19 protein-coding genes and 2 tRNA genes are annotated in these 19,690 nt (G+C 69.4%); 13 read left to right on the top strand and 8 right to left on the bottom strand.

What is annotated here, in order from left to right:
* Positions 1 to 459 precede the first annotated feature (459 nt).
* The 4 genes from ATM97_RS29630 (at position 460) to ATM97_RS29615 (ending at position 2,860) form a co-directional block, all read left to right on the top strand.
* A tRNA-Gly gene (locus ATM97_RS29630) sits at positions 460 to 530 on the top strand.
* A gap of 41 nt (positions 531 to 571) precedes the next feature.
* Positions 572 to 648, top strand: a tRNA-Pro gene (locus ATM97_RS29625).
* 47 nt (positions 649 to 695) lie between these two features.
* On the top strand, positions 696 to 1,454 hold the full coding sequence (fabG, locus tag ATM97_RS29620) for a 3-oxoacyl-ACP reductase FabG (protein WP_218721487.1): 759 nt from the start codon (positions 696 to 698) through the stop codon (positions 1,452 to 1,454).
* Positions 1,455 to 1,615: 161 nt separating this feature from the next.
* The gene (locus ATM97_RS29615; RefSeq protein ID WP_255588606.1) at positions 1,616 to 2,860 is read left to right on the top strand and encodes a GDSL-type esterase/lipase family protein; all 1,245 of its coding nucleotides are present in this window, start codon (positions 1,616 to 1,618) and stop codon (positions 2,858 to 2,860) included.
* Positions 2,861 to 2,864: 4 nt separating this feature from the next.
* On the opposite strand, the gene ATM97_RS29610 is transcribed toward ATM97_RS29615, so the two are convergent.
* The gene (locus tag ATM97_RS29610; RefSeq protein WP_218721485.1) at positions 2,865 to 3,227 is read right to left on the bottom strand and encodes a hypothetical protein; all 363 of its coding nucleotides are present in this window, start codon (positions 3,225 to 3,227) and stop codon (positions 2,865 to 2,867) included.
* Between the two features lie 160 nt (positions 3,228 to 3,387).
* Here ATM97_RS29610 and ATM97_RS29605 point away from each other — a divergent pair, with 160 nt between their 5' ends.
* Positions 3,388 to 3,792, top strand: a complete 405-nt coding sequence (locus ATM97_RS29605; protein ID WP_218721484.1) for a DUF1801 domain-containing protein — start codon at positions 3,388 to 3,390, stop codon at positions 3,790 to 3,792.
* On the opposite strand, the gene ATM97_RS29600 is transcribed toward ATM97_RS29605, so the two are convergent.
* Both ATM97_RS29600 and ATM97_RS29595 read right to left on the bottom strand, forming a co-directional pair.
* Positions 3,789 to 4,589, bottom strand: a complete 801-nt coding sequence (locus ATM97_RS29600; protein WP_308248664.1) for a metallophosphoesterase — start codon at positions 4,587 to 4,589, stop codon at positions 3,789 to 3,791. The genes ATM97_RS29605 and ATM97_RS29600 overlap by 4 nt on opposite strands.
* Before the next feature lie 42 nt (positions 4,590 to 4,631).
* Complete coding sequence (locus tag ATM97_RS29595) at positions 4,632 to 7,106, bottom strand: phosphoketolase (RefSeq protein ID WP_218721482.1); 2,475 nt, start codon at positions 7,104 to 7,106, stop codon at positions 4,632 to 4,634.
* A gap of 183 nt (positions 7,107 to 7,289) precedes the next feature.
* Here ATM97_RS29595 and ATM97_RS29590 point away from each other — a divergent pair, with 183 nt between their 5' ends.
* From ATM97_RS29590 to clpX, 5 genes are all read left to right on the top strand, one after another.
* Positions 7,290 to 7,841, top strand: a complete 552-nt coding sequence (locus ATM97_RS29590; RefSeq protein ID WP_218721481.1) for an FKBP-type peptidyl-prolyl cis-trans isomerase — start codon at positions 7,290 to 7,292, stop codon at positions 7,839 to 7,841.
* Between the two features lie 137 nt (positions 7,842 to 7,978).
* Positions 7,979 to 9,343, top strand: a complete 1,365-nt coding sequence (gene tig / locus ATM97_RS29585) for a trigger factor (RefSeq protein WP_218721480.1) — start codon at positions 7,979 to 7,981, stop codon at positions 9,341 to 9,343.
* A gap of 187 nt (positions 9,344 to 9,530) precedes the next feature.
* A complete protein-coding gene (locus ATM97_RS29580; RefSeq protein ID WP_030202569.1) occupies positions 9,531 to 10,106 on the top strand; it encodes an ATP-dependent Clp protease proteolytic subunit in 576 nt (191 codons plus the stop codon).
* A 42-nt stretch (positions 10,107 to 10,148) separates the two neighbouring features.
* Entirely contained in the window at positions 10,149 to 10,814 is a 666-nt protein-coding gene (locus ATM97_RS29575) for an ATP-dependent Clp protease proteolytic subunit (RefSeq protein WP_218721479.1), read from the top strand.
* Between the two features lie 240 nt (positions 10,815 to 11,054).
* Complete coding sequence (clpX, locus tag ATM97_RS29570) at positions 11,055 to 12,335, top strand: ATP-dependent Clp protease ATP-binding subunit ClpX (protein ID WP_218721478.1); 1,281 nt, start codon at positions 11,055 to 11,057, stop codon at positions 12,333 to 12,335.
* A 69-nt stretch (positions 12,336 to 12,404) separates the two neighbouring features.
* Here the strand turns inward: clpX and ATM97_RS29565 are convergent, their stop codons facing one another.
* On the bottom strand, positions 12,405 to 13,214 hold the full coding sequence (locus tag ATM97_RS29565) for a hypothetical protein (protein WP_218721477.1): 810 nt from the start codon (positions 13,212 to 13,214) through the stop codon (positions 12,405 to 12,407).
* 288 nt (positions 13,215 to 13,502) lie between these two features.
* Positions 13,503 to 14,117 (bottom strand): dihydrofolate reductase family protein, encoded by a 615-nt coding sequence (locus ATM97_RS29560; RefSeq protein ID WP_218721476.1) that lies wholly within the window; start codon positions 14,115 to 14,117, stop codon positions 13,503 to 13,505.
* 179 nt (positions 14,118 to 14,296) lie between these two features.
* Between ATM97_RS29560 and mihF the strand changes: the two genes are divergently transcribed.
* Complete coding sequence (gene mihF / locus ATM97_RS29555; protein ID WP_019045768.1) at positions 14,297 to 14,611, top strand: integration host factor, actinobacterial type; 315 nt, start codon at positions 14,297 to 14,299, stop codon at positions 14,609 to 14,611.
* 79 nt (positions 14,612 to 14,690) lie between these two features.
* Here mihF and ATM97_RS29550 read toward each other — a convergent pair whose 3' ends face one another.
* Entirely contained in the window at positions 14,691 to 15,887 is a 1,197-nt protein-coding gene (locus ATM97_RS29550) for an FHA domain-containing protein (RefSeq protein ID WP_218721475.1), read from the bottom strand.
* Between the two features lie 278 nt (positions 15,888 to 16,165).
* On the opposite strand from ATM97_RS29550, the gene ATM97_RS29545 reads away from it, so the two are divergent.
* Together ATM97_RS29545 and ATM97_RS29540 are read left to right on the top strand one after the other, a co-directional pair.
* Positions 16,166 to 16,843 (top strand): TetR/AcrR family transcriptional regulator, encoded by a 678-nt coding sequence (locus ATM97_RS29545; protein WP_218721474.1) that lies wholly within the window; start codon positions 16,166 to 16,168, stop codon positions 16,841 to 16,843.
* Positions 16,840 to 17,415, top strand: coding sequence for a GNAT family N-acetyltransferase (locus ATM97_RS29540; protein WP_218721473.1), 576 nt, complete (start codon positions 16,840 to 16,842; stop codon positions 17,413 to 17,415). Before ATM97_RS29545 ends, ATM97_RS29540 begins: the two co-directional genes overlap by 4 nt.
* A 43-nt stretch (positions 17,416 to 17,458) precedes the next feature.
* Here the strand turns inward: ATM97_RS29540 and ATM97_RS29535 are convergent, their stop codons facing one another.
* Positions 17,459 to 19,006: a glycerol-3-phosphate dehydrogenase/oxidase gene (locus ATM97_RS29535; RefSeq protein ID WP_218721472.1), complete on the bottom strand. Its 1,548-nt coding sequence runs from the start codon at positions 19,004 to 19,006 to the stop codon at positions 17,459 to 17,461.
* Positions 18,996 to 19,616, bottom strand: coding sequence for a TetR/AcrR family transcriptional regulator (locus tag ATM97_RS29530; RefSeq protein ID WP_218721471.1), 621 nt, complete (start codon positions 19,614 to 19,616; stop codon positions 18,996 to 18,998). The genes ATM97_RS29535 and ATM97_RS29530 overlap by 11 nt, the downstream gene beginning before the upstream one ends.
* Positions 19,617 to 19,690 lie beyond the last annotated feature (74 nt).

Here is a 19,690-nt window from a genome sequence, read left to right as displayed (position 1 = left end):
TCCCGAAAAAACTTTGGGAAGACCGAAAACTGCAGCGTAGAGCCCATCTCGAGGTGGCGGTCGTTGCCATGTCATGAGGTTCCTCCTGGCCCAAGGGCGAGTCGTGACGAGGTGGCCGAGTGACCACGACTCCCCCCGACAAGGAGCCCGTCACGCGCCATTTCATGGTGGCCTACTCGCCGCCCACGTGCCAGGTTTTTAAGGAAAATTCTCCTATTTATTCCCCCGGTGGAGCAGGCGCCGGTCCCCATGGGCGCGCATCCACCATCGTGGCCGGGAGGGGGTTCGCGTGGATAGGGTCATTAGGCCCTAATCGGGCATCGGCGCCGGCGGAGTCGTCACCGCGGGGCGGGGCGCGTCGCCGTGCTCGCCGGGGGGCGGATTGGCATTTCTCGCGCGGGATTCGGTACAGTCGTGGCGCACACGACATCGTGGCGATCCCATCGATGTCGTATGCCTGCGGGTGTAGTTCAATGGTAGAACCTCAGCCTTCCAAGCTGATGGTGCGGGTTCGATTCCCGTCACCCGCTCAAACATGAATTCCCTCGACGGCGTCGCAGCCCCGAGGTCTCGGGGTGTAGCGCAGCTTGGTAGCGCATCCGCTTTGGGAGCGGAGGGTCGCAGGTTCAAATCCTGTCACCCCGACCATCATCATTCGCCCAGCTCACGGTTGTGCTAGCGCGGTAGGAGTGCACATGTCCACGGAACGCAGGGTCGCGATCGTCACCGGTGCCGCGCGGGGCATCGGCGCCGCCGTCGCCGGCAAACTCGCCGCCGACGGATTCGCCGTCGCCGTGCTCGATCTCGACGCCGCCGCCTGCGCGGACACCGTCGCCGCCATCGAGGCGGCCGGGGGCAGCGCGCTCGCCGTCGGCGCCGACGTGGCCGACGAAGCGGCCGTCGCCGCCGCGGTCGAGCGGATCGCCACCGAGCTCGGCGCGCCGACCGTGCTGATCAACAATGCCGGCGTGCTGCGTGACAACCTGCTGTTCAAGATGTCGGTGGACGACTGGGACACGGTCATGAACGTGCACCTGCGCGGTGCCTTCCTGATGACCAGGGCCGTGCAGAAGTACATGGTGGACGCGAAGTTCGGCCGCATCGTGAACCTGTCGAGCACCTCCGCGCTCGGCAATCGCGGCCAGGCCAACTACTCCGCCGCCAAGGCGGGCATGCAGGGGTTCACCAAGACCCTCGCCTTCGAGCTGGGCAAGTTCGGCGTCACCGCCAACGCGATCGCGCCCGGCTTCATCGAAACCGAGATGACCGCCGCGACGGCGGCTCGGGTCGGCGTCGACTTCGAGGCGTTCAAGCAGGCCGCCGCGGCGCAGATCCCGGTCAACCGGGTCGGCACGCCCGCCGACATCGCCAACACGGCGTCGTTCTTCGTGAGCGAGGGCGCGGGCTTCGTGTCCGGCCAGGTCATCTACGTCGCGGGTGGACCGAAGGACTGACGCGAAGGCCGGTGGGCGCGAGAAAGTTTCGCGATTTCCCGCCGCCGGTCCACCGGCGCTTTTACTGTTACCCCCGATAACGGTCGGGTGGTGACTGCTGGAGGCTGTGCGGCGTGGGGAAGTGGGCGGTTTTCGGGGCCGCGATGGTACTGGCCGGATCGATGTCGACCGGGATCGCCGGTGCGGCACCGACGACCTGCGCCGAGTCCACCTGGGTGGGCAGCTGGATGGCGGCGCCGTCCGATTCGCTCAGCGCGGCCGACCCGTCGCTGGTTCCCCAGCTGTCGATCTCGGATCAGACCTATCGCGTGGTGATCACCCCGCATCGGGGCGGCTCGGAGTTGCGCGTGCACCTGACCAATCGCACCCGGCCGATCGCGATGGACATCGGCCACGTGACCGTGGCGCACCGGACCGTGGGCGCGGCGGTCCGGCCCGACTCCGTGCGCGAGGTGACTTTCGGCGGCGCCCGAGCCGTGCGCATCCCGCCGTGGAGCGACGTGGTGAGCGATCCGGTCCAGCTCGACTTCGAGGCGTTCGCGGCGCTGGCGGTGAGCGTGCACGCGCCCGGGCTCGCGGTGCTGCCGACCGAGCACTTCAACGGCAACGCCACCAGTTATTACAGCCTCCCGTTCGCCGGTGACCGCACCGCCGACCCGTCCGGCGCGCAGCTGCCGCTGAGTACCACCGCCGTGCCGTTCGTGTCGGGACTCGACGTGCGGGCGCCGGGGGAGGTGTCGGCCATCGTGGCCTTCGGCGACTCGATCACCGACGGCTATGTGTCGGCCACGTTCCTCGGCACGCCGCAGGACGGCGGCGTGATCGATCAGAACGTGCGCTATCCGGATTTCCTGCAGCGCCGACTCGACGCCGCGGGCAAGCCGTTCAGCGTGCTCAACGCGGGGATCTCGGGGAACCGGGTCACCCGCGACGGATTCATCCCGCAGTTCGGACCGAACGCGGGCGCCAGGCTACAGGCCGACGTCATCGACAAGGCCGGGGTCGGTGATGTCATCGTGCTCGAGGGCATCAACGATCTGGGTATCCCGATCGGCGCCGGCTACGACGAGGTCGTTGCCGGATACACCGGCCTGATCCAGCGACTGCACGCCGCCGGACTGCGCGTGCACCTGGGCACAATCCTGCCGACGAGCAACGCGCTGCTCGACGGGATGATCACCCTGCCGTACGCGAATCCGGTGCGGCAGCGGATCAACGCGTGGATCCGCACCCAGCGACTGTCCGACAGCGTGGTGGATTTCGATGCGGCGCTGCGTGATCCGGCGAACCCGGACGTCCTCGATCCCCGCTACGCCGGCCCGGACAACCTGCACCCCAACGCCGCGGGCTATCGGGCGATGGCCGAGGCGATCGACCTCGACCGGTTCACCCCGAGCTGCGGCTGACGCCTCAGGCGCAGCGGAACCGGAATTCGGTGCTCACCTGCGTGCCCGCGGCGACCTGCAGCCGCACCGGCGCGGTGTCGGCGAGCGCGCACCCGCCGGGCACGGTGATCACCTTCGCCTCGTAGCAGCCGTCGGGCAGCGCCGCGGTGGCGCGGCCGTCGGCGCCGCTGGTCAGGGTCGTGACGACCGGACTCTCGCCGCAGCGGGTCACCGTGATCTCGGCGCGGTTGACGGGGATCGGGTCGCGGCCGGTGAAGGCCAGCACGGTGAGCGTCCCGGCGGTGCCCGGCGGCGCCGGATCGGCGGCGACCGGCCCCGCCCCGACCAGCGGACAGAGTACGGACAGGGCGAGCAACGTTCGGCGCATGAACCTCTCCTCATCGATGAGTCGGGTCGTCCGCTGCGATGGTAAGCCGGTTTCGCCGGGTGGCGGCCCGCTCGCCCGGGATGTCGAGTTGACGATTCGGCGACGATCCTCCCGGGCGCGCTGCCCGGACCCCGGCCCGCCGATGTGCCACCATCGATCGGTGAGTTACGTCGCCGATCCTCGCGTCGACGCCTACATCGACGCGCTCCCGACCTGGCAGCAGGCGATCTGCCGCCAGGTGCGCGATCTCGTCCACGCCGTGGACCCCGAGGTCGTCGAGACCGTGAAGCGCCGCGTGCGGCCCTACTTCGTGCTCGACGGCAATGTCTGCGCCCTGCTGGCCGCCAAGACGCACGTCAACATCTTCCTCTACGACGGGGCCATCGTCCCCGACCCGGACAACATCATCACCGGCGGGCACGACAACAAGACCGCCCGCACCGTCGCCGTCTACGAGGGCCAGACCCTCAACGAACGCGCCCTGGGCAAGATGCTGAAACAGATCATCGCCGACAACCGCGCCGGCGGCTGGCGCAAGATCAAACAGGACCGCGGCGAGGCCTAGCTGCCGGGGGTGATGCCGGCCCGCTCGCTCCAGATCTTCTCGGCGGGAACGGAGATCGTGGTCAGTTCGGGGTAGCGCAGGGCGGACAGGGTGCCGCCGAAGACGGCGCCGGTGTCCAGGCAGAGGGTGTTGTTGACCCAGGTCAGGGTGGTGACGGGGGTGTGGCCGTAGAGGACGGTCGCGGCGCCGCGGTAGTCCTGGGCCCAGTCGTAGCGGATGGGCAGGCCGTGCTCGTCGAAGTCGCCGGTGGGCGAGCCGTAGAGCGCGAAGGAGCGGGCGCGCCCGGAGGTGCTGCCGTGCAGGCTCTCCGGGAGGCCGGCATGGGCGACGACCAGCCTGCCGCGGTCGAGCAGATAGTGGCTGGGCAGCTCGCGCAGGAACGTGTGTGCGGCGGTGCGGAATTCGGCGTCCTCGTCGGCCAGCTGGGCCAGGGACAGTTCGAGTCCGTGGGCGACGCGGACATTGCGGCCGTCGAGCGCGCGCATCAGTTTGTACTCGTGGTTGCCGGTGACGCACAGCGCGGTGCGCGCGGCGACCATGCCCATCGCCAGGCGCAAGACGCCGGGAGTGTCGGGACCGCGATCGACGAGATCGCCGACGAAGACCACCGTGCGCGCCCGCGGATGCGCGGCGCCGACGGCCCGGCCGCGCTCGTCGCGCTCGATCGTGTAGCCGAGTTCGCCCAGCAGCGTTTCCAGCTCGCCGCGGCAACCGTGGACATCGCCGATCACGTCGAAGGGTCCGGTGAGGTCGCGACGATCGCGAGGGAGGGTGTCGGGGCGGCGGGGCTCGGTCATCGACTCCATCGTCGTGCAGCCCAGCCCCGCGCCGCAACCGCGTTACGTCACAGTGGGGACCGCGGCCTCGGGCCAGACCCAGTTCGCGACGACCGGGATGTCCTCGCCGTGCTCCCTGGTCCAGCGGCGCGCGATCAGCCGGGCGTCGACCATCTCCTGGCGCAGCCCGGCGGCCCGCCCGCGCAGGCCCGGCACCCGATCGATCACGTCGAGCACGAGGTGGAAGCGGTCGAGGTCGTTGAGCATCACCATGTCGAAAGGCGTGGTGGTGGTGCCCTTCTCCTTGTATCCGCGCACGTGCAGTTCGGCGTGGTTGGTGCGGCGGTAGGTGAGGCGGTGAACCAGCCAGGGGTAACCGTGGAAGGCGAAAATCACCGGCCGGTCGGTGGTGAACAGCGCGTCGAACTCGGCGTCGGGCAGGCCGTGCGGATGCTCGTCGGCGGGCAGCAGCCGCATCAGGTCGACGACGTTGACCACCCGGATCCGCAGGTCGGGGAGGCGATCGCGAAGAATCGCCGCGGCGGCGAGGGTCTCCAGGGTGGGGATGTCGCCGGCGCAGCCGAGCACCACGTCGGGGGTGGTGCCGGGTTCGTCGTTGTGGCAGGCCCACTCCCAGATGCCGACCCCACGGGCACAGTGCAGCGCGGCCTCCGACACCGAAAGCCAGTCCGGCCCCGGCTGTTTGCCCGCGACGACGACATTGGCGTAGTGCCGCGAGCGCAGGCAGTGGTCATAGGTGGACAGCAGCGTGTTCGCGTCCGGCGGCAGATACACCCGCACGATCTCGGGACTCTTGTTCGCCACGACATCGAGGAAACCCGGGTCCTGGTGGGTGAATCCGTTGTGATCCTGGCGCCACACGTGCGAGGTGAGCAGGTAGTTCAGGCTGGGGATCTTGCGCCGCCACGGCACCGCCAGACTGGCGTCGAGCCACTTGGCGTGCTGGTTGAACATGGCGTCGACGATGTGGATGAACGCCTCGTAGCAGGTGAACACCCCGTGGCGGCCGGTCAGCAGGTAACCCTCCAGCAGGCCCTGGCACATGTGCTCGGAGAGCACCTCCACGGCACGGCCGGTCGGGGACAGGTCGACGTCCCAGCGGCCCACCTCGGCCTGCCAGTCCCGCCCGGTCACCTCGAGAATGTCCTGCAGCCGGTTGCTGACCAGTTCGTCGGGGGCGAGGGTGAGGAAATTGTGCGGATTGCGGACGGTGACATCGCGCAGCCAGCCGCCCAGCACCCGGGTCGCCTCGTGCGGGCCCGAGCCCGGCTGCTCGACGGCGACGCCGTAGTCGCGCCAGTCCGGCAGGTCCAGGTCGCGCACGAGCAGTCCGCCGTTGGCGACCGGGTTCAGGCTCATCGGCCGTTCGGGGATCTGGGCGAGTACGGCGGGGACCGGGGCGCCGTGCTCGTCGAACAGTTCCTCGGGCCGGTACGAGCGCAGCCACTGCTCCAGCACGTGCCGGTGCCGCGGGTCGGTGCGGGCGGCGGGCAAGGGCACCTGGTGCGCGCGGAAGGTGCCCTCGACCTGCTTACCGTCGACGACCGGCGGGCAGGTCCAGCCCTTCGGGGTGTGCAGCACGATCATCGGCCAGCGCGGCCGGGTGGTGTCGCCGTCCTCGCGGGCCGCGCGCTGGAATCCGGCGATGCGATCCAGGCAGGTGTCCATCGCGGCGGCCAGTGCCTGGTGCACCGGGGCGGGATCGTCGCCCGAGACGATCAGCGGTTCGTAGCCGTAGCCGCGCAGCAGCGAGATCAGCTCGTCGGTGGGGATGCGGGCGAAGATGGTCGGATTGGCGATCTTGTACTCGTTGAGCGCCAGGATCGGCACCACCGCGCCGTCGCGGCCCGCGTTGAGGAATTTGTTCGCGTGCCAGCTGCCCGCCAGCGGGCCGGTCTCGGCCTCGCCGTCGCCGATCACGCAGAACACGGTCAGCTCGGGATGGTCGAGCGCGGCGCCGTACGCGTGCAGCAGGCTGTAGCCGAGTTCGCCGCCCTCGTGGAACGAGCCGGGGGTCTCCGGCGCGCAGTGGCTGGGCACGCCGCCGGGGAAGGAGAACTGGTGGAACAGCCTGCGCATGCCGTGGCCGTCGCGGGCGATGTCGGGGTAGAGCTCGGCGTAGGCGCCTTCCAGCCAGGCGCAGGCGTTCGGGCCGGGGCCGCCGTGGCCGGGACCGGCCACATACACCGCGTTCAGTCCGCGCGCGCGGATCACCCGGTTCGCGTGCGCCCACACCAGATTCAGGCCGGGCACGGTGCCGAAGTGGCCGAGCAGGCGCGGTTTGATGTCGTCCGCGCGCAGTGGTTCGCGCAGCAGCGGATTGTTCATCAGATAGATCTGGCCGACCGCGAGATAGTTCGACGCCCGCCACCAGGTGTCGACGGCGACGAGTTCGTCGCGCGAGAGCGGGCCGGGGGCATCGGTGAGGACATAGGGCTGCGGGGCGATGGTCTCGCCGTCCCCGCCGCCCACGTCGTCGGCGGCGGTATCGGCATCGAGATCGCTGGTCCGGGTCATCGCGGACTCTCCTCGTAGTCGGTGAGCTGCGGCGTAGTCGGTGAGCTGCGGCGCCGTCCGCGCCGACGGGACCTGCCCGGGGCACCGATCGGGTACTCGGCGACACCGGTGGAGAACGCACCGCCGAGCCTACCGCCGTGCCGGTACCCGGCGCCGTACACGCGGTCTATTACTGTGCGGGCCATGCATTCTCTCGGCAGGATCATCGGCATCGGACTCGTCGCGGCCGCCGCGATCGCGACAGCGGCCTGCGGCTCGGACTCGGATTCGGCGAGCTCGCCGAGCAGCAGCACCGCCGCCGGCCAGTCCACGGCGAGCAAGGGCCGCGAATGCACCGCCGACGACATCGAGGTCAGCGGTGGCTACGGCGACGCGCCGGAGATCACCATCCCCGACTCCTGTGACCCGCCCACGACGCTGATCGTCAAGGACCTGGTCGCGGGCAACGGTCCCGGCGCGGTCGCGGGTCAGCCGCTGACCATGAACTACGCGCTGGTCACCTGGTCGGACAAGCAGACCCTGGACAGCTCGTTCAAGCGCGGCAAGCCGTTCCAGCTGACCCTCGGCGCCGGCCAGGTCATCGAGGGCTGGGACCAGGGCCTGCTCGGTGTGCAGCAGGGCGCGCGCCGGCTGCTGATCGTGCCGCCGAACCTCGGCTACGGCGCGGGCGGCAACGGCGTCGCGCCGAACGAGACCCTGGTCTTCGTCACCGACGCGGTGCAGGTCGGCCGCTAGCCGCCGCCCAAACAACCGCCGATTGCACGACCGCGAAGGCGGTCAACTACCCTGGTCGGGATGCGTGCGCCGCACCCGGTCAGGGTGCGACGTCCCATGCGGGGACACCACTGAACTACGAACCAAGGAGCATGTCCGTGAAGAGCACCGTCGAGCAGCTGAGCCCGACCCGGGTCCGGATCAACGTCGAGGTGCCCTTCGAGGAGCTGAAGCCCGACTTCGACAAGGCGTACAAGGCGCTGGCCCAGCAGGTCCGCATCCCCGGCTTCCGTCCGGGCAAGGCTCCGGCCAAGCTGATCGAGACCCGCGTCGGCCGTGGCGCCGTGCTGGAGCAGGTCGTCAACGACGCGCTGCCGGGTCGCTACGCCGAGGCCGTGCAGTCCGCCGAGGTCAAGGTCATCGGCCAGCCCGAGATCGAGATCACCAAGATCGAGGACGGCGAAGAGCTGGCGTTCACCGCCGAGGTCGACGTGCGCCCCGAGATCGCGCTGCCGGACTACTCGGGCCTCGAGGTCACCGTCGACGCGTTCACCATCGAGGACGCCGACATCGAGCAGCAGCTCACCTCGCTGCGTCAGCGCTTCGGCACCCTGACCGGTGTCGAGCGCGCCGTGCAGGACGGCGACTTCGTCTCGATCGACCTGTCGGCCACCGTCGACGGCGAGGACGTCCCGGAGGCGGCCACCACCGGTCTGTCGCACGAGGTCGGTTCGGGTCAGCTGATCGAGGGCCTCGACGAGGCGATCACCGGTCTGTCGGCCGGCGAGTCGAAGGAGTTCACCTCCACCCTGGTCGCCGGCGAGCACGCCGGTAAGGAAGCCGTCATCACCGTCACCGTGCAGTCGGTGAAGGAGCGCGAGCTGCCCGAGGCCGACGACGAGTTCGCCCAGCTGGCCAGCGAGTTCGACACCATCGACGAGCTCAAGGAAGACCTGAAGGGCCGCGTCGAGCGCGTCAAGAAGGTCGAGCAGGCCGGTCAGATCCGCGACAAGGTGCTCGACACCCTGCTCGAGACCGTCGAGGTTCCGCTGCCCGAGGCCGTCGTCAAGGCCGAGGTCGACGCGGTGCTGCACGACGCCGTCCACGGCTTCGACCACGACGAGGCCAAGCTGGCCGAGGCGCTCGAGGCGCAGGGCTCCTCTCGCGAGGAGTTCGACAAGGACACCCAGGAAGCCGCCGAGAAGTCGGTCAAGACCCAGCTGCTGCTCGATGCCATCGCCGAGGCCGAGAACACCCAGGTCGGCCAGCAGGAGCTGACCGAGCGAATCCTGTTCCAGGCCCAGCGTTACGGCATGTCGCCGGAGCAGTTCATCCAGCAGGTGCAGCAGGCCGGTCAGCTCGGCGCGGTGTTCGCCGACGTCCGTCGCGGCAAGGCGCTGGCCGGTGTCGTCGGCCAGGTGAAGGTCACCGACTCCGAGGGCAACGTGGTCGACACCACCGAAATGTTCGGTGACCCTGCGGATTCCGCCGAGACCGAGCAGGTCGAGGCCGCCGCCGAATAAGTTTTGTGATGCCGGTGTGACCGGTACCCCACCGAGGGTGCTTGGATTGCGCTGTGAGCGAAGAAGGGCGGTACCGGGAGTTCGGTGCCGCCCTGCTTCGTTACTGTTTGTGACGACGAACCGTATGGCCGTAGCAATCGGTGAGAAGAGAAGGCAGGTATCCGTGACAATCAACCAGGCAGGGGTCATGACAGCCGCTACTGCTGGTCTCAACCTCAGTGATTCGGTGTACGAGCGGCTGCTGCGCGAGCGCATCATCTTTCTCGGCACCCAGGTCGACGATGACATCGCGAACAAGCTGTGCGCGCAGATCCTGCTGCTCTCGGCCGAGGACCCGACCAAGGACATCTCGCTCTACATCAACTCCCCGGGTGGCTCGGTCACCGCGGGTATGGCCATCTACGACACGATGCAGTTCGCCGAGTGCGACATCAAGACCGTCGCGATGGGTCTGGCCGCGTCGATGGGGCAGTTCCTGCTGACCGCGGGCACCAAGGGCAAGCGTTTCGCGCTGCCGCACACCCGGATCATGATGCACCAGCCGTCGGCAGGCATCGGTGGTTCGGCGGCCGACATCGCGATCATGGCCGAGCAGTTCGCCCACACCAAGCGCGAGCTCAACGAGCTGCAGTCGCTGCACACCGGCAAGTCGGTGGAGCAGGTGACCGAGGACGCGGACCGCGACCGCTGGTTCACGGCGAAGGAAGCCCTCGAATACGGCTTCATCGACCACGTGGTCACCCACGCGAACCAGGCGAAGTAACGCCGCCGTCCCCCCTCACTCGAGACAAGCTTGGAGATAAAGATGGCCAACCTCTTCGACCCGCGCGCCGGACATGGCGGCTCCGCTGCGGGCCTCCCGCAGGCGCGCTACATCCTGCCGCAGTTCACCGAGCAGACCTCGTTCGGTGTCAAGACGTCGGACCCGTACAACAAGCTCTTCGAAGAGCGCATCATCTTCCTGGGCAACCAGGTCGACGACGTGTCGGCGAACGACATCATGGCGCAGCTGCTGGTGCTGGAGTCCCAGGACCCCGACCGCGACATCACCATGTACATCAACTCGCCCGGCGGCTCGTTCACCGCGCTGATGGCGATCTACGACACCATGCAGTACGTCCGCCCCGACGTGGTGACGGTCTGCCTGGGTCAGGCCGCCTCGGCCGCTGCGGTGCTGCTGGCCGCCGGTGCCCCCGGCAAGCGCGCCGCGCTGCCCAACGCGCGCATCCTGATCCACCAGCCGTCCTCGGGCGGCGTGCAGGGCCAGGTGTCCGACCTCGAGATCGCCGCGGCCGAGATCGAGCGCATGCGGCGCCTGATGGAAGTCACCATCTCGCGCCACACCGGCAAGTCCGAGGAGCAGGTCCGCAAGGACACCGACCGCGACAAGATCCTGACCGCCGAGGAAGCCAAGGAATACGGCATCGTCGACCAGGTCTTCGACTACCGGAAGCTCAGCGGGCAGAAGTGACACGCCCGGGCCCGTCGCCCGATCTGGGCGGCGGGCCCACCATTTTTCGACCGTGGGCCTCACAATGGTGAGAACCCGCACAACGCTTCACAGAAACATGCGCGAGTTGTCGACCTCTCTCGCGCACACCAGGTACGGTCGACTCAGGGACCATTGCTCTGATTGACGGCACCGAAACGTATTTCCGGCCCAATCGGGGGACGACGGTCGCACTCGGACAAGGAAGTAGGGACCTACGAGATGGCGCGCATCGGAGACGGCGGCGATCTGCTCAAGTGCTCGTTCTGCGGAAAGAGCCAGAAGCAGGTCAAGAAGCTCATTGCGGGCCCCGGGGTCTATATCTGCGACGAGTGCATCGACCTCTGCAACGAGATCATCGAAGAAGAGCTGGCCGAGTCGAGCGAGGTCAAGCTCGACGAGCTGCCCAAGCCCTCGGAGATCCGGGATTTCCTGGAGAACTACGTCATCGGCCAGGACACGGCCAAGCGCACGCTCGCGGTGGCGGTCTACAACCACTACAAGCGCATTCAGGCCGGCGACAAGGGCCGCGACAGCCGCGGCGAGACCGTCGAGCTGGCCAAGTCGAACATTCTGATGCTCGGCCCCACCGGTTGCGGTAAGACCTACCTCGCGCAGACGCTGGCGAAGATGCTGAACGTGCCGTTCGCCATCGCCGACGCCACCGCGCTCACCGAGGCGGGCTACGTGGGCGAGGATGTCGAGAACATCCTGCTGAAGCTGATCCAGGCCGCCGACTACGACGTCAAGCGCGCCGAGACCGGCATCATCTACATCGACGAGGTCGACAAGATCGCCCGCAAGAGCGAGAACCCGTCGATCACCCGCGATGTGTCCGGCGAGGGTGTGCAGCAGGCGCTGCTGAAGATCCTGGAGGGCACCCAGGCGAGTGTGCCGCCGCAGGGCGGTCGCAAGCACCCGCACCAGGAGTTCATCCAGATCGACACCACCAACGTGCTGTTCATCGTGGCGGGCGCGTTCGCGGGCCTGGAGAAGATCATCTCCGACCGCACCGGCCACCGTGGCATCGGCTTCGGCGCCGAGGTCCGTTCCAAGGCCGAGGTCGACACCGACGACCATTTCGCCGACGTGATGCCCGAGGACCTGATCAAGTTCGGTCTGATCCCCGAGTTCATCGGCCGCCTGCCGGTCGTCGCCTCGGTGACCAACCTGGACAAGGAATCGCTGGTCAAGATCCTCTCGGAGCCGAAGAACGCGCTGGTCAAGCAGTATGTGCGCCTCTTCGAGATGGATGGCGTCGACCTGGAGTTCACCACCGACGCCCTCGAAGCGGTCGCCGACCAGGCGATTCTGCGTGGCACCGGCGCTCGTGGTCTGCGCGCCATCATGGAGGAAGTCCTGCTCCCGGTGATGTACGACATCCCGGGCCGCGACGACGTCGCCAAGGTGGTCGTCAACGCCGACACCGTCACCGAGAACGTCCTTCCGACGATCGTCCCCCGCAAGACCCAGCGCACCGAGCGCCGCGAGAAGTCGGCGTAGCGCCCACACAGGCACACGAGAGCGGGCCCGTACTCCGGTGAGGAGTACGGGCCCGCTCTCGTGTGGTGACTAGCTCTCGCGGAAGGCGGGGGCCGCGGAGAGGAGGTCCTCGGCGTCGTCGGTGGGTATTTCGGCGGAGGCGCGAGCGATGGCGGTGCTGTAGCGAGCGCTGGCGGCGTTGTGGATCATCAGGGCCACGCCGATCATGACGGGGGCCACGGCATGCACGGCGGCGTCGTACCAGTGCTTGGCGCTCAGGTGGGGGTAGGTGTTGAGGGCGATGGTGAGCGAGAGCAGGAACAGCTCGGCGACCAGGACCTGGGTCCGGTTGCCCATCACGCCCCACTCGGCGACGCGGGTCGTGCCGATCATGATGATGACCAGGCAGACGCTGATCATGGCCTCCAGGCCGAAGCTGGCCCAGTAGAGCGGGTCGCTCGGCCCGCCGGGGGCGATGTTGTGCTGGACGTTCACCGCCGACCACAGCATGCCGGCGATGACCACGCCGGCCAACGCGCGCAACGACCAGGTGCGGTGCTGGTAGAGCGAGGCCAGCCGGGCACGCGGGTTGGATTCGCGGCGCTGGGCGGCGATGGCCTTGCGGGCCAGCATCACGTCCGCCATCTCGGCCCGCTCCATCTCGGCAGTGGTCTCGCGCAGCCGGTCGGCGTGGGTGGAGGCGGCCTTGATCTGCTTCCAGCGCTGGTCGCGCTCGTAGGTGCGGATCTTCTCGGCCAGCTCGCGCTCGGCGCGGAGCTCGTCCTCGGACAGGGCGTCGGTCAGGGCCGGATCGGACTGGTAGGCGATGCGCCGCCTGGCCCGTTCGACCCGGACAGGCAACGCAACGACCTCGTCATCGAGCGGGTGTTCCTCGCGCATCGCAACTCCAGTAAGCAAAGGGTTCGCCGGGTCGCGTCATTCTTGCGCATAGAGCGGGGGAGAGCACAACCGCGGGCCGCATTTCTCGCCGACCCGCCGATGCCGGAAACGTCTGGCGCACAACTGTGTAGCTGTTACCGCACTCGCACGGGGAGACGGTGACGACCGGTGACCGGTCGCGCCCGGGTCGAGGAGCTTCGTTGATCCTCCGTGGTTCGCCGTTGAACCTTGGTCCCGTTTTGTGCTTCTGCTGATGTTTCGTCGCAGCTGGGCGCGGTGTTACGTGGATCACCCGGCGGAGAAGTCGCCGTACTTCGGGGCCCCGTCGGCGCGGTAGCTCGCGATGAGCACGCCGGTGGACGTGGTGCGCGAGTCGGTGAGGGCGAACCCGGTGGGGCGCACCGTCTCGGTGAACAGTCTCTTGCCGCTGCCGAGCACCACCGGGAAGGTCAGCAGGTTCATCGTGTCGACGAGACCGGCCGCGAGCAGGGTCTGGGCGAGTACGCCGCTGCCGTGCATCTGCAATTCCCGGCCGGGGCGATCCTTGAGCGCCGTCACCGCGGCCACGATGTCGCCGTGCAGCAACTCGGTGCCCGCCCAGTCCGCCTCCGTGCGGGTGGTCGTGGCGACGTATTTCGGCAGGGCGTTGAGCTTGGTGGCCACCGGGTTGTCCGGGTCGTCGATCTTCGGCCAGTAGCCCGCGAAGATGTCGTAGGTGCGCCTGCCCAGCAGGAACGCGTCGACCCGGTCGAACACCGAGTCCATGAAGACGCCGAAGTCGTCGTCGGCGAACGGGGCCGACCAGCCGCCGTGGGTGAAGCCGTCGACGGTATCCTCCTCCGGCCCGCCCGGCGCTTGGTAGACACCATCGATGGTGAGGAACTGGGTCAGGGAGAGCTCCATGGCGACCGTCCTTTCGTCCGTTTCGTCCGTCTTGCAGGTCGTTCACCCATTACGACGGGCCCAGCACGCAAAACTCATCGGCGTATCCTCGCGGTGTGTCGGACTGGTGCTGCCGTTCGGTTGCTGTTTACTCGGTCCGTCAATCAGATGTTCGAGTGACGAGTGGAAGCGGAGGAGACATGGCACTGCCTACGATGACCGCCGAACAGCGCACCGAGGCGTTGGCCAAAGCGGCTGCCGTGCGCAAGGCGCGCTCGGAACTGATCGGCAAGGTGAAGGAGGGCAAGGTCACCGTCGCCGATCTGCTCAAGAAGGCCGACAGCGACGACCTGGTCAAGAAGACCAAGGTCGCTGCGGTGATCAAGGCGCTGCCGGGTGTCGGCCCGGTGAAGGCGGCCAAGCTGATGGATCAGGCCGAGATTCCCGAGGATCGCCGCATCGGCGGCCTCGGCGCTCGCCAGCGCGCGGCGCTGCTCGACGCCCTCGAGGCCTGAGCCGAATCGCGAACCGGCGCCCGTGGACGCACAGCGTGCACGCCACGGGCGTCGGGACAGTTCGGCCGCATGAGCTTTCTCAGACGCAGTAGGTCAGCAGGAAATCGTTGATCCGCAGGCGCCAGCCCGGTTGCAGCTCGATGGGCAGGGTGCCGACGCGCGACCAGCGTTCGGAGTCGGGGGCGGCGAAGAACGTACCGGAGGTGGCGGGGGCTTCCCGGACGAACACCTTGCCACGGTCGGGGGCGACGAAGGCATGGACCCGGGACACGAGCCGGTCGCGTTCGATCAGAATGGGAGTGGCGGCGGCGGCCCGCACAGATTCGTCGCCCGAGGGATTACGGCCCAGGACATAAGGCCGATCCAGGGGGTAACTCAGTCCGTCCTCGGTGACGAGGGCGCCGCGCGAGCTGGTGGGGTGCGGCCCGGACTTGCTCAGCGCGACGGGCTCGGCCCGCTTCGCCGCGTCCAAGGCCTGCGACCACGCCAGCGGGGCGTTGGCGGCGGGGGAATTGCGCGGACCGGTGCTGACGGTCTCGCCGTCGGCGGTCACCGGACGCGAGCCGGTGCTCACGGTTTCGCCGTCGGGACCGCTCGTCTCGGTGGCGGCCACGAAACCGGTTGCCGGGCCCGGGAACCCGGACTCGGCGCTGGGGGTGGCGAAACCCGCGGTCGCCGGCCTGGCCTCGCCGTTCTCGGTGCGATCCGAGTGCGTGCGCAGGGCGCGGAATCCGGTGGCCTCGGTCGGTGGCGGCTCGTCGACGGACTCGATCCGGCGCGGTGCCGGATTGCGGCGTCGGCCGAGAGTGAGCACGAATCCGTTGCCGGTGACGATGCCCGCCCGCAGGTCGGTGCGGGGATTGGCGCTGGTCGGGTCGGCCATCTCGGCGCCGACCGCGATCCGGCGGACGGGTTCGCGGATGATCTCGTCGACCCAGGTGAAGGCGCGGTCGCCGGCCAGGCGGCGGTTGCCCTCGGCGCCGGAGATCTCGGCGATCACCGCGCCGCGCAACAGGATCAGCATCCCGTCGGCGGTCGGGGCGAGGACGCCGAACGGCGGCGGGGCGGACGCGCCGCCGAAGACGACACCGGCCAGTCGCTGGGCCAGTGCGGCGCCGGGCGCCGAGGCCGCGGTGCTCATGGCGACGGTTTCGACCGCGCCGAGTAGTCGGTCGGTGGACGGGGTTTCGCCCGCGAGATACATGACGACGTCGCCGAATCGGGCGACGATCCCGGTACCGGGCACGATGGCCACGGTAGACGAATGCGCGCGCATCAATGCCTCCTTGTCGGACTGGCCTTTGCCAGCATAGATCGACTCGCCGGATGCGGTTGAGGGTTGTGTGCCCGAACAGCGCGCGAGCAGGCCCTCACCTGGTGTTCCGGCAGGTGGTGGACGGGCGTTTCGGGCACCGGTGCACCACTGGCGCAGCGGATTTCGGTCGTGTCGTGATCACCGGGCGAGGCTGTCGAAGCCGTCTGGGCGGCCAACGGTGCGCGATTACGAACAATGTTCGTGTCAAACGTCGTTCGTGGCCCGCGTATGATCGGCGCATGAATGCCGCACCCGTCAGCCGCCGGGCCCGACCGGCGAAAGCCCCGTTGAGCCGTGAGGTCGTCATCGAGACCGGTTTGCGCATCCTCGACACCGACGGCCTGGCCGCGCTCACCATGCGCCGGGTCGCCCAGGAGCTCGACACCGGCGCCGCCTCGCTCTACGTCTACGTCGCCAATCGCGACGACCTGATGACCGGCATGCTCGACCACGTCCTGTCCACCGTGACCACGCCCACCGAGGGCGACTGGCGGCAGCGCCTGACCGCCGTCGTCGCGTCCGCCGTCGAGGTGCTCGGCAGGCACGAGGGGCTGGCGCTGGTCGCGTTCGGCCGGATCCCCACCACCGAGCACGCGCTCGGTCTGATCGAACAGCTGCTCGCCCTGCTGCGCGAAGGCGGCCTCGATCCGGCGACCGCCACCTGGGCCGTCGACCTGATCCACCTGCACATCACCGCCGAGGCCGCCGAGCAGGCGGCCTACAACACCCAGGGCGGCACCGAATCGGAGTACCTCGCCGAGATCGGCAGGCGCTTCGCCGAGCTGCCCGCCGAGCGCTACCCGACCATCGTCGCGCTGCGCGAGCAGATGCTCGCCGGTGACGGCGACGCCCGTGGCCGGTGGGCCTTGCGCGCCATGCTCAACGGCATCCTCGCCACCCCGGTGGACGCGCGATGACCGGCGTCGACCAGCCCGGGATCGCCGCGCGAGCGCAGGCGGGCGGCGGACCCATCCGGCCCGCGACCGAGGCCGAGATCCCGGTGCTGCAGGAGATCGAGCGGCGCGCGGGCGCCCCGTTCGCTGCGGTGGGCATGACCGCGGTCGCCGACGACGACCCGCCGCACGCCGACACCCTGCGCGAATACATCACCGCCGGACGCGCCTGGGTCTGGCCCGACGAGACCGGCCGCGCCATCGGCTACCTGGTGCTCGGCATGGTCGACGGCGAGCCGCACGTGGACCAGGTCTCGGTGGACCCGGCCCACGCCGGGCTGCGCATCGGCAAACGCCTGATCGACCACGCCGTCCGCTGGGCGAAAGACCGTGGGCTGCACGAGATCACCCTCACCACGTTCACCCACGTCCCGTGGAACGGCCCGTACTACGAGCGGCTCGGCTTCTCCTACATCCCGCCCGCCGACGAGACCCCGGAGCTACGAGCCATCCGCGCCGCCGAGATCGCCCACGGCCTCGACGAATGGCCCCGCGCCTGCATGCGCGCCGACCTGGCCACCTGGACCTACGGCTGACGCTCGCCCGGACCGCCGCGCGAAGCCGCGCAGGGTGTCGCGGTCAGCTGCCGACGACGGCCCTGGCGAAAGCGGCTTCCGCTGCCGGGGTCGCGGCGGCACGGTCGTCGGGGACCAGGCCGATGCGGGTGCGGCGGTCGAGCAGGTCGTCGACGGTGAGCGCGCCCTCGTGGCTGATGGCGAAGTCGAATTCGGCGGCGGTGACGTCGATTCCGGGCGCGATCGGTGCGCGCAGCGACGGGTCGGACAGCCAGGCCGAGACGATGCGGCTCGCCTCGCTGCCGTAGCGCTCGATGAGGACCGGGGGCGCGTCGATGCGGTCGCGGGCCGCGCCCGCGACCGCGCCGACCAGCGGGAGCCCGGTGGTGCGGCACGGTGACGCGGCCAGCCCGGCACGGGCGACGGCGGCGTCGACGGCGTCCTGCGCCATCTGCCGGTAGGTGGTGAGCTTGCCGCCGACGACGGTGATCAGGCCGTCGGGGGAGGTGAGGACCGCGTGCTCGCGGGAGATGTCGGCGGTGCTGTCGTCGGCGGTCTCGAGCAGCGGGCGCAGCCCGGCGAAGCGGCCACGGATGTCGGCGCGGGTCAACGGTTCCCGCAGCGCGGTGTTGATGGTGTCGAGCAGGAAGTCGATCTCGGACTCGGTGGGCTGCGGCTCGTCGGGGATCGGGCCGGGCGCCTCCTCGTCGGTGAGGCCCAGGTAGACGCGCCCGTGCGCGGCGGGCAGCGCGAAGACGAAACGGCTGATGCTGCCCGGGACCGGCACCGTCAGCGCGGCGCTCAGGCCGCCGAACGCGGCGGCGTCGAACACCAGGTGGGTGCCGCGGCTGGGCCGCAGTTTGATGCTGTGGTCGACCTCGCCCGCCCACACCCCGGTCGCGTTGATCACCGCGCGGGCCCGCACGGTGAGCGTCTCGCCGGTGATCGTGTCGCGCAGCCGGACCGAATCCCCGGTCGCGGTCACGGCTTCCAGCCGGGTGAGCACGGTCGCGCCGTGGGCGGCCGCGGTGCGGGCCAGGGCGACGACCAATCGCGCGTCGTCGACGAGCTGGCCGTCCCACGCCTGTAGCCCGCCACGTAGTCCCTCGCGGCGCACGGTCGGGGCCAGTCGCAGTGCCTCGGCGGCGGCGACGCGGCGGGAGCGGGGCAGGGTGGCGGCGGAGGTGTGGGCGGCGACGCGCAGCGCGTCACCGGCGGCGAAACCCGCGCGGATGAGCGCACTCTGGGAGAACGTGATGCCGGGCAGCAGCGGCACCAGCTGGGGGAGCGGGCGCACCAGGTGCGGGGCGGTGGAACGCAGCATGACACCGCGCTCGACCGCGCTCTCGTGCGCGATGCCGACCCGCCCGCTCGCCAGGTAGCGCAGGCCGCCGTGCACCAGCTTCGAACTCCAGCGGCTGGTGCCGAACGCGAAGTCGGTGCGCTCGACCAGCAGCGTGCGCAGTCCGCGGGAGGCGGCGTCGAGGGCGACGCCGGCGCCGGTGACGCCGCCGCCGATCACCAGCACGTCGACCTCGGGTCGATCGCCGAGCGCGGTCAGGTCGGCGGTGCGGCGGGTCGCGTGCAGAGCGGCCGTCGAATCAGGAGTCATCACAGTCCTTGTCGCGAGGAGGGAGCAGGTAACCCTCGATCGCCCTCGCCAGCTCCGCGTCGAACTGCGCACCGGCCAGCAGCGGTTCCACCGTGCCCGCGGACTGCACCGCGGACTGGGTGATGAGCAGCAGCATGGTCGCCATCTGCTCGGCGTCGCCGGCCCGGATCGAGCCGTCGTCGTGGCCGAGCCGGATCGCGGTCGCGAACAGCTCGATCAGCGTGCGCTGGTTGCGCCCCAGCCTGCCGAACACGTAGGTGAGCATGAGGTCGGTGTCGGTCCGGAAGATCTTGGCGAACACCGCGTTCGCCCGGATCGCGGCCGCACCGGCGACGATGCCGCGCACCAGCCGATCCCGGCCGAGGCCGATCTCGGGCATGGTCTCGCCGACGATCGTGCGTAACTCACGGACCAGGAGCTCGGCGATCAGCGACCCGGTGTCGGGCCAGCGCCGGTACACCGTCGGCCTGCTCACCCCGGCGCGGCGCGCCACCTCGGTGAGCGTGGTGCGACGGACACCGAAATCGACGACGCAGGCGCGCGTGGCATCGAGGATCGCCACGTCGGTGGGCGAGAGTTGCTCGTCCGCGTTGGTCGCGATGTCGATCATCGTGCTTCACCCCGGTGTGTTCGGCGGCGCCGGAAGCGGCGCCGTGGTCGAGCTGGAACGCCCAAGGGTATCGA

This window comes from Nocardia sp. MH4 (assembly GCF_019266065.1).
Classification (GTDB): domain Bacteria; phylum Actinomycetota; class Actinomycetes; order Mycobacteriales; family Mycobacteriaceae; genus Nocardia; species Nocardia canadensis.
Note: the sequence above shows the minus strand (reverse complement) of the source record. Positions and strands in the feature narration are given on the sequence as shown.